Genomic DNA, 12373 nt, shown 5'->3' with positions numbered 1-12373 from the left:
TTTCGATTGATCTTGGGGTTGGTGCTGGTGGCGGTGGCGGTCGCGTTCATCGTCCTCGGTCTCAGTTCGTTGCGCCAGCGCCCCGCGCCGGGCCAGGCGCCAACAACGGCGGCGCCCCGGCAGGATCTGGTGACCATTGTGGTCGCTGCGCGGGAAATCACCCGGGGCGAGAAAATCGACCCGACCAAGATTGGCACCATGAAGGTGCTAGGCCCGGCCCCGGCCGGGTCGCTCGGCGATCCGCGCTCGGCGGTCGATGCGATCGCCCTGGTGACCATCCCGCAGGGCCAGTTCGTGCTGCAAAGCACCATCCTGGCGCCGGGCGAGGATGCCAAGCCGGGCCTCTCGGTCCTGATCCCGGAAGGGCAGCGGGCGGTCGCCCTGCGCGTCAACGACGAAGTGGCCGTCGGCAACTTCCTGCGCGCCGACGACCTTGTCGACATCCAGCTCGTCCTGGCCAACACCGCGCTGGGCCCGGCGGAAGAAGGGGCCGGTCCCGAGCGCCGGGAGTCGAGCGTGATCCTCCAGGCGATCCGCGTGCTCTCGGTCGGCGAGGCGCTGACGGCGGAAGAGGGCGACAAGGCCATCCGCATGCAGAACATCACGGTCGCCGTGACCTCGGAGCAGGCGCTGCTGCTGGCGGTGGCCAAGCAATCGGGCGCCTTCTATCTCGCCTTGCGTAATCCCACGGATACCAAGGAGGAACCGATACAGCCGGTTCGCCTGGAAGATCTCGTCGGTGCCGCCCGCCATCGCGAGCCCGCCTCGACCAGCGGCAGCAGCCTGCCCGCGCCGACCGTCATGGCGCCGCGGCAGGTCGAGGTCATTCTTGGAGCCACCGCCGGCAAGCAGGCCGTGCCATGAACGAGATCGACATGTTTCGCGCTTCACAATCCTCAGTACCCATGCAGCGTGACGGCCTCGCCCGGCGGCTGCGGCGTGCCGCGGTACAGGCTGCCACCGCGCTTGCCGTAATCCTTCTGATCCCCGGCCCGGCCGGTTGGGCGCCGCGGCCGGCCCTGGCGGCGGAATACGTCAACCGGCCCTCGATCACCATCGCGCCGGGCGTGCAGTTGCCCCTGACGCTCAGCGCGCCGATCGAACGGGTGGCCATCGGCGACCCGGAAACGGTGACCGGCCGCGTCGTAGGCCCCAACGACATTCTGCTGCTGGGGCTCAAGCCCGGCCGGACCAACCTCATCGTCTGGGAAGTCGGCGGCGAACGGGCCTATGTCTACCCGGTGGTGGTTCCCTTGAGCACCGCCGACCTCGAACGCAACCTGCACGACGATCCCGAACTGACCGGGGTCCGGGCCGATGCCAGCGGCGGCAAGGTCGCGCTCAAGGGCACCGTGGCCTCCAACGAGGCCCACACCCGTGCCCTCCTGATCGCGGCGCGCTACTTTCCCGACGGGGTCAACGACCAGATCAAGGTGACCCAGCAGCAGATGGTCAGCGTCGAGGTGAAGTTCGCTGCGATCTCGACCACCACCCTCAAGCGCCTGGGCTTCAATTTCCTCTCGGGCCCCAGCAACAGCCTTGAATATGCCCTGGTCGATCCGGGCGGCGGCCTGACCGGCTCGATCGAGGGGGTGAGCCCCCTGAGCGATGCCCTCAGCGTCCTGCTGCGCCTGCCCGGCTCCGATCTCAGCGCCGTGCTCAGTGTCCTCTCGGGCGCCAAGCTGGCGCAGGTGCTGGCCGAGCCGACCCTCTTGGTGCGCTCGGGCGAGTCGGCCGAGTTCATTGCCGGCGGCGAGATCCCGATCCCGGTGCCGCAGAACAACTCGGACACGATCACCATCGAGTTCAAGGAATTCGGTATCCGGCTCAAGGTCGCGGCGACGGTGCTCAGCCCCAACCGCATCCTGCTGCAACTGGCGCCGGAGGTCAGCGCGCTCGATTTCGGCCAGGCGATCACCATTCAGGGAACGCAGATCCCGGCGATCACCAGGCGGGGCGCCAGCACCACCATCGAACTGGGCAACGGGCAGAGCTTCGTCCTCGCCGGCCTGCTGTCCTCGAGCATCGACGATGCCGACGACGCCGTGCCGTGGCTGGGCGACCTGCCGATCATCGGCGCCTTCTTCAAGCGCCAGCAGGTCAACCGCGAGCGCCAGGAACTGATCATCGTGGCGACGCCGCGGCTGGTCTCTCCGCTCAGCCCGAATGCGATCCCGCCGCTGCCGGGCAGCGACCTGCAGAATTACGATCCGTCTCAAGGGGACATGCTGCTCGGGCGTAACCGCCTGCGTGATGTCCTGCCGCAATACGGGCTGATGCCATGACCGCCGACCGTCGTACCATCCTGGTTGTCTCGAGCGACGAGGATTTCGCCGAGCGCCTCACCTCCGCCTTGTTCTCGCGTTGCTCGGTGGTCCGGGGCATGCCCCAGCTCGAGACCCTGCGCGGCCTGATCGAGGCCACGGGGGTCGAGGCGGTGGTCGTCGATCTCGACGACGTCGCCTGGGACGGCCGCAACATCACCGAGCTGATCGTCAGCCTGAAGGCCGAACGGCAGACGATGCCGGTGGTGGTCGCCAGCTACAACATCAGTGCAACCTCGCTGATCCCGGCCATGCGCGCCGGCGCCAGCGACGTCATCGACAAGGACTTCGCCGCCGACGACCTGGTGGCGCAGGTCGACTGGCTGCTCCAGTCGCGGCCGTCCAAGCGCGGCGGCAATTCCGCGCAGATCATCGCCACCATGGGGCCGCGCGCCGGCGTCGGCTCGACCTCGGTCGCGGTTGCGACGGCGGTGGAACTGGCCAGGCGCGCCGGCGCCGCCGAGCGCGTGCTGCTGCTCGATTTCGGCTTCCCGCCGTCCGAATCGCTCGACCTGCTCGGCGTGAAGGCGTCCTACTACATGACCGACGCCTTGGGTGACCTGGGCCGTCTCGATGCCACGCTGATCGACGGCGCCTTCGCGCAGACCCGGACGCCGCGGCTGTTCGTGCTGCCGCTGGCGACCGACGACGAGAATGCCCTGATCGCCGGCAACGGCGATCTGGCGCAACTCGTCGATGTCCTGCGCAGCTACTTCACGGCGATCGTGATCGACGTGAACCGGCCGCTGAACCCGCGGATCGCCGATCGCCTGTTCGTCGACGCCAATGCCTCGATCCTGGTGGTCGACCAGTCGATGACCACGATCCATGCTGCCGCGGCGGCGCTGGACCGGATCCGCCGGGCAATCAACAAGGACCCCGACTTCACCCTGGTGGTCTCGCGCTATGTCGCCCGGCTGCGCCCGGCGCCCGAGGAAATCGCGACGGCGCTGCGCGCCAAGGGCCGGCCGCTGCTGATCCCCGAGGACCGCCTGTTCGTCGATGGCCAGCGCAACCTCGGCACCATGCTGGCAGCCGATCCGGCGAGCACCTTCGGCAAGGCGGTGCGGACGATCGTCGATTCGACCATGGGCACGGCCGGTACCGCCGCGCCGCCGCCGCTGTCCAGCACCGCGGCCACGGCCGCGCGGATCGCCGGCGGTGGCGGCCTGTTGTCCCGTCTCGGCATCGGCCGAGCCGGCGCCCGTTGACCTCTGGGAGTCGAGCAATGGTAGTGCGTGACACGGCTGGTCCCACAAATACCCCTGGGCTGGGCTCCACCCTCGGCGCCGCGGCCTTCCCGACCAACATGCCGGGCGCCAGGGCCGAGGGCGAGATCTATACCTCGCCGCTGTACCAGGAACTGAAGTTCCGGGCGCTGACGATCGTCCACGACTATCTCGAAAAGCGCGGCTTCACGCCCGACAAGGCCAACGGCGAAGTGGTCCGCAACGAGATCAGCCGGGCGATTTCGGTCGTGGTGGCGGGGCGGGCGTCGCCCTCAATGCCGCCGAGCGCGAGCGCCTGCTCGACGACGTCTTCTTCGAGATCGTGGGGCTCGGCCCGCTGGAGCCGCTGCTGGCCGATGCCACCATCGACGACATCATCGTCAACGGCCCCAACCGGGTCTATGTCGAGCGCGGCGGCGTGCTGGAGCGCGTCAGCACGCGGTTCCGCGACGAAGCCCACCTGATGAACATCATCCAGCGCATCGTCAGCCCGATCGGCCGGCGGGTGGACGAGGCCTCGCCCTTCGTCGACGCCCGCCTGAAGGACGGCAGCCGCGTCAACATCGTCATCCCGCCGATCGCCCTCGACGGGGCCACGGTCTCGATCCGCAAGTTCAAGCGCATCCCGCTGAAGATCCACGACCTGATCCGCATCGGCACGATGAACCAGGAGATGATCGACTATCTGGCGGCCTGCGTGCGGGCGCGCCTCAACGTCCTCATCTCGGGCGGTACCGGCTCGGGCAAGACCACCATGCTGAACATCCTCTCGGGCTTCATCGCCCCGCAGGAGCGCCTGGTGACGATCGAGGACGCGGCCGAGCTGCAATTGCGCCAGCCCCACGTGGTGCGCCTGGAAACCCGCCCGCCGTCGGCCGACGGCACGCCTGAGATTACGGCGCGGCACCTGGTCAAGAATGCCCTGCGCATGCGTCCCGATCGCATCATCCTGGGCGAAATCCGCGGCGGCGAGGCGGTCGAGATGATCCAGGCCATGACCACCGGCCACGACGGCTCGATGGCGACCCTGCACGCCAACTCGCCCCAGGACGCCATGAGCCGCCTGGAACTGCTGCTGGGCTTCGGCGGCATGCAGGCCAATGTGGCGACCGTGCGCCGGCAGATCATTTCGGCCGTGCAGGTCATCGTCCAGGTCCAGCGTTTGGGGATGGGCGCCCGCAAGGTGACGTCGATCGCCGAGGTCGTGGGCATCGAAGGCGAGACCATCGTGCAGAACGAGCGTTTCCGCTACCGCGACAACCCGGCCTCCCAGGGCCAGGGCAGCTTTGCCATGGTCACGCGCCATTCGGGCTTTGCCGAGCGGCTGGCGTCGGTCGGTGGTGTCACGCTCGGCACCGCGGCCCGTTTCGACAGCCGTTCGTAGTGGCAGCGCTGAGGCGGAGGGCATCATGATCTGGATCGGCCTGGCCCTGCTCGTCGCCGTCGCGGCCGGCTTCTTCATCGACGAATATGTGCTGGACCGCCGGGCCGACGTCAAATTCCGCCGCCGCATGGCCGAATTGGGACGCGCCACCGGCGTCACCTCGGGCGAGGAGGAAGACCTGCCCGAGACGGAACGGCTGATGGGGCGATTCATGATGTCGTCGTCGGGCATCACGCGGCGCCTGATGCAGGCCAACTGGACGGTAACGCCGCCGCGGCTGATCGGCTTCATCACCGTCATCTTCGTCATCGCGGTCCTGGGCATCTGGCTGCTGGGTGCGATCTTCGGCCTGGTGATCACCGCCTTTGCCCTGTTCGTGGCCTTTCAGATCCTGGACAATGCCGCCGAACGCCAGGTCGGTGCCTTCCTGGAGGAACTGCCGAATTTCCTGGAGCGGCTGCGGCAGTTGATTTCCACCGGCAACAGCCAGGCCCAGGCCTTCGACAAGGCGCTGGTCTATTCCGGCGACGCGGCCCGCTGCTACCTCGATCCTGTCGCCTTGCGCCTGAAGATCGGCGTGCCGCTGCCCGATGCCTTGCGCGTCCAGGCGCAACGGCTGGCGGTGGCGGAACTGGCCATGCTGGCGCTCGTGGTGCGGACCAATCTGCGCTATGGCGGCAATCTGGGGCAGATCCTGGAGCATCTCACCCGCGTGCTGCGTGACCGCATCCGCGCCCGCAACGAGTTCAAGGCGATGTCGTCGGAACTGCGTACCACGGCCGTGGTCATGGTCGCCATTCCCCCTTGGTCGCGGTGGCGATCCTGGTGATGAATCCGGGCTATCTCGACTATTTCGCCGAAAAAGGGCAGGGCATGCTGGCAACCGCCATCGGGCTCGAGGCGGCCGGCATTCTGATCATGCGCCGCATGATGCGCATCGAGTACTGAGCGGGGAGCGCGGTCATGTCCTACGTCATTCCTGCCGCCCTGGTCGTCGTCGGCGCCCTGCTGCTGATGTTCGTCGGCGGACAGATCCTGCTTGAAGAGACCCGGCGCCTGGGCGAGGGACGGCGCCTGAGCCATCGCCTGGGCGAGTTCGGCCGCCACGATGCCCTGCTGGACGAGGAGCAAAGCCCCGAGGGCGGGGTGCTCGAGGCCATCGGCCGGGCCACCACCCGGAGCCAGTCGACGATCGCCGAGTTCGAGCAGATGATGCGCTCGATCGGGCGTTACGATGCCAATGCACCCTATTGGCTGGCGGGCCTGCGGCTCGTTGCCGGCGTCGTCCTGATGCTCGCCGGGCTCGCCGTGGGATATGCCTTCTATACCCCGCGCATCGCGCTGCTGTCGGCGCTGGCCGGCTTTGCCATCGGCTATCTGGTACCACGCTACTATCTGTCCACCCTGGCGAACGCCCGGCGGCTGCGGGTCGAGAAGGAATTGCCGTTCCTGATCGACATGCTGTTGCTGCTGGTCCGGTCGGGTGCCTCGATCGAGCAGGCCTTTCGTCACCTGGGCCACGAGGAAGCCGACGGCCTCGACACGCTGAAGGAATCGATCGAGCGCCTCGTCATCGACATCGACCAGGGCAAGGGCTACGAGATTTCGCTGCAGCGGTGGGGTGCGCGCCTGGCGGTCGACGAGGGGCGCGAACTGGCCGCCCTGCTGATCCAGTCCATGACCCACGGTACCGAACTGACGGCCGCACTGAAGGTCTTCTCCGAGACCATGATCGAGCGGCGCATGAACGCTGCGCGTACCACCATCGGCAAGCGCATGACCCAGCTCACGGTCATCATGATGTTGTTCATGATGCCGCCGCTGATCATCATCATCGCCGGTCCGGCGGTGTCGCGCCTGATCGAAGGCTTTAGCAGCCTGCATGGTTGATACAGCGATCATGCCGCGCAATGCCGGCCATCCCAGCCGTCGGCGACGGGCCCTCGCCGGCCTGTGCGCCGCCCTGGCACTGGCCGCCTGCCAGACGCCGCCGGCGGTCCCGCGCACCGCCTCGGGCGAGCAGACGATGCCGCCCACCCGGCAGGAGGATCAGGTCTTCCTCGCCCTGATCCGCGGCATGAACGACAAGGGCCAGTCCCAGGCGGCGCTGGCCTTCCTCGACGACTATCTCGGGCGTAATCCTAACGATATCGAAGGATTGACGCTGCGCGGTGACGCCTTGTTGCGCACCGGGCAGATCGATGCCGCCGAAGCGGTCTACGTCGATCTCGACAAGCGGCGGGTTCAGCCGGCGGCGGCCTTCGGCCTGGGCCAGGTGCGGGCCAAGGTGAACGACTGGGCTGGCGCTTCGGCGCAGTTCGCCCGCGCGGCGCAGGCCGCCCCCACCGATACGCGCATCCTCAACAACTACGGCTTTGCCCTGCTGAAGCTGCAGCAATACCCCAAAGCCTATGACGTGCTGGCGCGGGCAACGCAGTTGAGCCCGGACAGCCAGCAGATCAAGACCAATTTCGTGATCGCCGCCCTGAACAGCGGCCACGAGCGCGAGGCCCAGGCGGTGATCGCCGCCATGCCCGCGGCGGAACGCGACAAGACCCTTTCCTTTGCTCGGAGCTGGAAACCATGAACGGCGAGATGCGGATGCGTGATCGATCCCTGCGGCAGGCCGCGGGTGCCCTGGCCCTGGGCCTTGCCGTGCTGGCGTCGGCCCTGCCGGCGCAGGCCCAGCAGGGGCCGACCCCCCTGATGGACGACCACGGCGTGCCGGTCCCGCGCCTTGCGCCGGGCGAACGGACCCGTGCCATCTTGCAAATGCAGAATGCCACCTCGGCCGGGCGCCGGCCCACCGTCGGCGGTGCCGAATCCCAGAAGCAGGTCGACAACTACCTCGCGTCGATCGGCAAGGGCGGCGCCGGCCCGGTGATCGAAGGCATCGGCGAAGGTGCTGCCTTCACCGGCGGCGGGAACTGAAGGCCTAGCCGGTCTTGCCGCGCGGCAGGGCCAGGCTGTCGATGACCCGCCGGCAGGTCTCGAAGGTCAGGGGCTTGGTCAGGACGATCGAGGTCAGGCCCTGGCGGGCGGCTGCGTCGGTCACCAGTTCGGGGTTGCCGCTCATCAGCACCACCTGTTCGGTGTGGCGCAGCAAGGTCATGATCTCGGCGGCGGCGATGCCGTCTAATTGCGGCATGCCGACGTCCATCAGGACCACGGTCGGTGCCTGTTCACGGGCGATCTCGACGGCCTCGATGCCGTCGGCCGCGCTCAACACGTGGTAGCCGACTCGCTCGAACAACTCGGCCAGTTCCATGCGCAGGGCGTCGTCGTCGTCGACCACCAGCAGCGTGGGCATCGGTGGCGCAGGCTTGTCCCTGGCAGGGGTCATCGGGTGGCCGTCGAATCCTCGAGGTAGACCGGAATTTCAAGTCGAAACACGGCGCCGGCCGGTTCGTTCCGCGCATTGATGGTGCCGCCCATATCGGTCATCAGGGTGCGGCAAATGGCAAGGCCCAGACCGCTGCCATGGCCGATTTCCTTCAAGGTGAAGAAGGCGTCGAAGATCCGGTTCATGACATCCTGGGGAATGCCGCCGCCGGTGTCAGCGACCTCGACCGCCATGCGGTCGGAGATGCCGTCGTCCAGCACGGTCAGGCGAATCTCGCCGCGGGTCGCCTCGCCGCGGACGCGGCAGGCCTCGGTGATGGCGTCGCGGGCATTGACCACCAGGTTGAGGAAGACCTGCTGCAGGCTGACCGGGTTGGCCTTCAGGGCACGGCCGTAGGTGGGCGCCACGCAGGTCAACTTGATGCCGCGGTTGCGCAGGCTGCCTTCGGTCAGGTTGCGGATGTTGTCCATGATCTCGACGGCCGAGACCGGCTTCAGGCCGACCGTGCGCCGGTCCGGGTGCGCCAGGGTGCGGATGGCGCTGACGATCTCGCCCGCGCGCAGGGCTTGGTCGTGGATGCGGTCCAGCTTGCTGATCACGATCGTGTGTTCGGCCGGCCCCACGGTTTCGTTGCGGCCGTTCAGGGCCTCCAGCGCCAGCTTGGCGTTCTTCACCGCCATGGCGATGACCGACAGGGGCTGGCTGATCTCGTGGGCGATCACCGTCATCAACTCGCCCAGGGTGGCGAGCTTGGCGGTGTTGATCAGGATGTTCTTCTGCTCGTCGACCTCGAAGGCCTGGGTGGCGATCAGGCTGAGGCGCTGCATCAGGGCCAGTTGCCCCGGCTCGAAGTGACCGGGCGTGCCGTGCAGCGCCACCAGCATCGCCGCCTCGTTGCCGATGGTCAGCGGGGCGACCAGGGCGGTGCGGAAGCGGGCGCGCACGACCTCGGGGAAGTCGTTCCATTCGCGCGTCGCCGACAGGTCCTGCACGACCAGGGCCTCGCCCATCAGGGCCGCGTTGATCACGTCGCCGACCGGCCACTGCATGCCCATCAGTTGGGGATCGGTGGCGACCACCGCGCTGAGTTCGTCGCGGGTGCGGCGGCGCACCACCAGCGCCTCGTCGAAGCGCAGCAGGCGGGCGAACAGGCCGAACAGCTCGGCGCATTTATCGGCCAGCGGCGCCGGCTGGATCAGGGCGCGCAACGAGGCCAGGAGCACGTCGGCTTCTTCGCGCAGGCGCATCTCGCGGCCGCGATTGGCTTCCGCTCGTTCCAGCAGTTCGACCAGTTCACCCCGGTGCTGCTCGTCGAACGGCCGCCCGGTCCACACCTTGCCGACGCCGAAATAGCCGTCGAATCCGCCGTCGCCGCGGTGGTCGACATCGCCCGTGAGGGTGAAGTTGATGACCCCGCCGTCTTTGTTGGCGAAGCTCAAGGCGATGTCGCGAATGGGTGCCTGGCGATCGAGCAGGGAGCCGAAGGCCTCGCCCTGGGCGGGATAGAGGGTGCGCTGGGCCAGGCGATCGAGCCTTGCGCCGCGTAGCAGGCGAATCACGGCCTCGTCACAGGCGACATCCAGCGGGGCCGCGTCTTCGATGCGCAGATCCGGCCCGCAACGCCAAATGAAATCCGCGGCGAGGGAAAGCAATTCAGGACGCAGACTAGCCTCGGCCAAACTGGCCATGTTCAGCCCTCCGTCGCGGCGGACGGCACCATAGCCATACCAACTCGCCCCATATAGACGCTACCATACACCGAGAAGCGGCCAAATCCGGCTGCCGTCATCGTGCCAAAGACGATTCCGCTCACCCGTCCCCTCCTTGCCCTAACCGGCTGGCGCCGGGTCTCCCTGCCGAGCCCTGCGGCGCAGCCAGTTTACGGAAACTTAGTGAACACGGCGTAAATTTCCTCCGCAACAGCGCGGTGTAACAGCACATAATTCAGTTGTTGCAACCGTTCCGAGGGATAATCTTGGGACCAAATCGGGAGGCGATTGAGTCGGGTGGGCCAAGTCCGATCCATTGCGCCACACACAGAAGCTTTCTTGCCAATTCTGGATGAATTCGCTTCCATTCATCTAATGAACAGGCATAAAGGGGGCATGTCCGCCCAAATGTGGGAGAGGTGGGTTCGCCCATGATGACTAGTATGAATCGCTCGACGCTTACGACGCCTGTCTATGTCATTGACGACGACGCGGCCATCGTCGAAGAGGTTGGCGATTTCCTCAAGCTTAAGGGCTTCACGGTCCAGGCCTTTTCGGTACCGAGCGAAGCGCTCGACCGGATGCTGGCCGAGACCGAACCGTTCCTGGTGGTTACCGACATGCAGATGCCGGGGCTCAGCGGCCTCGACCTGGTCCGCGAACTCCGCCATTTCGGCGGCGCGCCGCGCATTTTTGAAACCATCCTGTTCTCGGCCTTTGCCGATCTCGACCGGGCGATCAATGCCCTGAAGCTGGGCGTCCTCGACTTCCTGGTGAAACCGGTCGACCTCGACCAGCTCGTCGCAGCGATCTATCGTGCCGCCGAGGCGCTGGACCAGCGCCGCGATGCCAAGGGCAACGACCGTGACCTGTCGGCCCAGCTCGCCGAAACCCTGGCCAAGGCCAAGGAGCTGACCTCGACCATCGAGATCGCCGCCGGGCGGCTGTCGCGCGAATCGGTCACCTTGCCCGGCATGACAGCGCCGCCGCTGCGGCCGATGGGTGGGGGCCAGCCGGCCCCGATGGCGACGCCGATGCCGCGGCTAGTGGTCAATCCGCCCCGCACCATGCCCGGCCAGATCCCCGAAGAAGGGGAGATGCTGCACCGGATCAAGGCGCTGCAGGCGGCCCGCCGCTTCCGCGACAAGCTCCTGCCCAGTTGCGTCGATGGCGACGCCAACTGGGAAATCCTGCTGTACCTGATCGAGCAGACCCTGCTGCACCGGGTGGTCTCGGTCACCAGCGCCTGCCACGCGACGACGCTGCCCTCGACCACGGCCATGCGCAAGATCGACGAACTGGTGTCGACCGGCTGGCTGCAGAAGCGCCCCGATCCCTCCGATCGCCGCCGTACCCTGATCGCCCCGACCGACCTGTGCCGCGATCGGATGCGCAGCTATCTGCTGGGCCTGCCGGCCAATATCGGCACGCCGGGCTTTGAATCCTCGGTGCCGGCGCTCGCCTGAGCGTCAGCCCTGGCTGATGCTGGAGGCCGCGGGCGGCGGTGCGCTGCCGGGGCCCAGCAGGGCCTCGAAGCCACGGGGGCGATAAGGCCGCCACAGGCCTTCGGCCTGTGCCAGCCGGTCGGCGATGACCATCAGGGCCAGCGGATTGTGCGCCATCCCCAGATGGCTCGAGAAGATCTCGACGCTTTCGTGCATCGGGCCTTCCGCCTCCAGGCAGGCGCGCCAGGAAACCAGGCCGTCGGTGCGGCTGTAGAGGGCGGTGGTCGGTACCGGCGGGGCCTTGGAAATCCGCTCGCGCATGGTGCCGACGGCCAGGCGCAAGGCCTCGACCAGGGTGCTGGGGGCCGACTCGCTCAGGGCGTCTTCGGCGACCGGCCGCGTCGGCGACCCTAAGGTGACCACGGTGCGCACGGACGCGGCCCGCGACTTGGCGGCCTCGCGGGCATAGATCCCGCCGATGCTGACGCCCACCAGGCTGACCCGGGTGCCGTGAAGATCGGCCAGCAGCCCGATTCGCGCCTGCAAGGCCGACATCACGTCGGGCCGGGGGCCCAGGTTGAAACCCTGTTCCCAGCCATAGACGGCATAGCCCCGGTCGGCGAGAAAGCGCCGCAGCGGCCAGGTTGCGCCGTCGCCGGTCAGGAATTCGGGGACCACCAGCACCGGATGGCCGTCGCCCCGGGGCGTGTTCGCGAGCAGCGCCCAGCCGGCGGCAAGTCCCGCCAGTTCCAGGGTTGCGCGGCTTTCCGCAGCCAGTAGAAGCGACCGGCGCAGCCAGCCAAAAGCGTTGGAGATGCGATCTGCCATGGCGTGTCCGTAATGCCGCATTGGCCGCGATACTTGACGGAATGTCAATGCGACGGCTTTTCCGCGCCGACAACTTCAGGCATTGCTAAAGCCGATTGCTGCGCTTGGCGG

At 67.5% G+C, this 12373-nt stretch carries 14 protein-coding genes; 11 read left to right on the top strand and 3 right to left on the bottom strand.

The genetic code is table 11. From position 1 onward, the window contains the following. Positions 1 to 21: 21 nt before the first annotated feature. Genes cpaB through D3874_RS18530 form a run of 10 tightly spaced genes read left to right on the top strand, consistent with a single transcriptional unit; the run spans position 22 to position 7868 of the window. Complete coding sequence (gene cpaB, locus D3874_RS18565) at positions 22 to 864, top strand: Flp pilus assembly protein CpaB (protein WP_233560251.1); 843 nt, start codon at positions 22 to 24, stop codon at positions 862 to 864. Further along, positions 861 to 2285 (top strand): type II and III secretion system protein family protein, encoded by a 1425-nt coding sequence (locus tag D3874_RS18560; protein ID WP_119779518.1) that lies wholly within the window; start codon positions 861 to 863, stop codon positions 2283 to 2285. The genes cpaB and D3874_RS18560 overlap by 4 nt, the downstream gene beginning before the upstream one ends. Further along, entirely contained in the window at positions 2282 to 3535 is a 1254-nt protein-coding gene (locus tag D3874_RS18555; RefSeq protein WP_119779515.1) for an AAA family ATPase, read from the top strand. The genes D3874_RS18560 and D3874_RS18555 overlap by 4 nt, the downstream gene beginning before the upstream one ends. A 17-nt stretch (positions 3536 to 3552) precedes the next feature. Next, positions 3553 to 4017, top strand: coding sequence for a hypothetical protein (locus D3874_RS30590; protein ID WP_233560018.1), 465 nt, complete (start codon positions 3553 to 3555; stop codon positions 4015 to 4017). Beyond that, positions 3900 to 4937, top strand: a complete 1038-nt coding sequence (locus D3874_RS18550) for a CpaF family protein (protein WP_233560249.1) — start codon at positions 3900 to 3902, stop codon at positions 4935 to 4937. Before D3874_RS30590 ends, D3874_RS18550 begins: the two co-directional genes overlap by 118 nt. 25 nt (positions 4938 to 4962) lie before the next feature. Next, the gene (locus D3874_RS18545) at positions 4963 to 5766 is read left to right on the top strand and encodes a type II secretion system F family protein (RefSeq protein WP_119779509.1); all 804 of its coding nucleotides are present in this window, start codon (positions 4963 to 4965) and stop codon (positions 5764 to 5766) included. Further along, on the top strand, positions 5763 to 5885 hold the full coding sequence (locus tag D3874_RS31290) for a hypothetical protein (protein WP_274380594.1): 123 nt from the start codon (positions 5763 to 5765) through the stop codon (positions 5883 to 5885). Before D3874_RS18545 ends, D3874_RS31290 begins: the two co-directional genes overlap by 4 nt. A gap of 15 nt (positions 5886 to 5900) precedes the next feature. Further along, on the top strand, positions 5901 to 6827 hold the full coding sequence (locus tag D3874_RS18540; protein ID WP_119779506.1) for a type II secretion system F family protein: 927 nt from the start codon (positions 5901 to 5903) through the stop codon (positions 6825 to 6827). Continuing rightward, entirely contained in the window at positions 6820 to 7524 is a 705-nt protein-coding gene (locus tag D3874_RS18535) for a tetratricopeptide repeat protein (RefSeq protein WP_119779503.1), read from the top strand. The genes D3874_RS18540 and D3874_RS18535 overlap by 8 nt, the downstream gene beginning before the upstream one ends. A 14-nt stretch (positions 7525 to 7538) precedes the next feature. Further along, positions 7539 to 7868, top strand: a complete 330-nt coding sequence (locus tag D3874_RS18530) for a hypothetical protein (RefSeq protein WP_147385720.1) — start codon at positions 7539 to 7541, stop codon at positions 7866 to 7868. Positions 7869 to 7872: 4 nt separating this feature from the next. Here the strand turns inward: D3874_RS18530 and D3874_RS18525 are convergent, their stop codons facing one another. Next, entirely contained in the window at positions 7873 to 8247 is a 375-nt protein-coding gene (locus D3874_RS18525; protein ID WP_158596100.1) for a response regulator, read from the bottom strand. Between the two features lie 29 nt (positions 8248 to 8276). After that, positions 8277 to 9968 carry a sensor histidine kinase gene (locus tag D3874_RS18520; RefSeq protein WP_119779495.1) on the bottom strand — a complete coding sequence of 564 codons (1692 nt, stop codon included), beginning with the start codon at positions 9966 to 9968 and terminating at the stop codon, positions 8277 to 8279. 452 nt (positions 9969 to 10420) lie between these two features. Between D3874_RS18520 and D3874_RS18515 the strand changes: the two genes are divergently transcribed. Continuing rightward, positions 10421 to 11455, top strand: coding sequence for a response regulator (locus D3874_RS18515; RefSeq protein ID WP_119779492.1), 1035 nt, complete (start codon positions 10421 to 10423; stop codon positions 11453 to 11455). Positions 11456 to 11458: 3 nt separating this feature from the next. Here D3874_RS18515 and D3874_RS18510 read toward each other — a convergent pair whose 3' ends face one another. Next, positions 11459 to 12262: an esterase/lipase family protein gene (locus D3874_RS18510; RefSeq protein ID WP_119779490.1), complete on the bottom strand. Its 804-nt coding sequence runs from the start codon at positions 12260 to 12262 to the stop codon at positions 11459 to 11461. Between the last annotated feature and the right edge of the window lie 111 nt (positions 12263 to 12373).

The organism is Oleomonas cavernae (assembly GCF_003590945.1).
Classification (GTDB): Bacteria; Pseudomonadota; Alphaproteobacteria; order Zavarziniales; family Zavarziniaceae; genus Zavarzinia; species Zavarzinia cavernae.
This window is presented reverse-complemented; position numbering and strand designations above follow the sequence as displayed.

Excerpts from the sequence above, each read along its gene's own strand:
- D3874_RS18560 (WP_119779518.1), top strand. The coding sequence starts at position 861 with ATGAACGAGATCGACATGTTTCGCGCTTCACAATCCTCAGTACCCATG.
- D3874_RS18540 (WP_119779506.1), top strand. The coding sequence starts at position 5,901 with ATGTCCTACGTCATTCCTGCCGCCCTGGTCGTCGTCGGCGCCCTGCTG.
- D3874_RS18520 (WP_119779495.1), bottom strand. The coding sequence starts at position 9,968 with ATGGCCAGTTTGGCCGAGGCTAGTCTGCGTCCTGAATTGCTTTCCCTC.
- D3874_RS30590 (WP_233560018.1), top strand. The coding sequence starts at position 3,553 with ATGGTAGTGCGTGACACGGCTGGTCCCACAAATACCCCTGGGCTGGGC.
- D3874_RS18515 (WP_119779492.1), top strand. The coding sequence starts at position 10,421 with ATGATGACTAGTATGAATCGCTCGACGCTTACGACGCCTGTCTATGTC.
- D3874_RS18530 (WP_147385720.1), top strand. The coding sequence starts at position 7,539 with ATGCGTGATCGATCCCTGCGGCAGGCCGCGGGTGCCCTGGCCCTGGGC.
- D3874_RS18545 (WP_119779509.1), top strand. The coding sequence starts at position 4,963 with ATGATCTGGATCGGCCTGGCCCTGCTCGTCGCCGTCGCGGCCGGCTTC.
- D3874_RS18510 (WP_119779490.1), bottom strand. The coding sequence starts at position 12,262 with ATGGCAGATCGCATCTCCAACGCTTTTGGCTGGCTGCGCCGGTCGCTT.
- D3874_RS18535 (WP_119779503.1), top strand. The coding sequence starts at position 6,820 with ATGGTTGATACAGCGATCATGCCGCGCAATGCCGGCCATCCCAGCCGT.
- D3874_RS18525 (WP_158596100.1), bottom strand. The coding sequence starts at position 8,247 with ATGCCCACGCTGCTGGTGGTCGACGACGACGACGCCCTGCGCATGGAA.
- D3874_RS18555 (WP_119779515.1), top strand. The coding sequence starts at position 2,282 with ATGACCGCCGACCGTCGTACCATCCTGGTTGTCTCGAGCGACGAGGAT.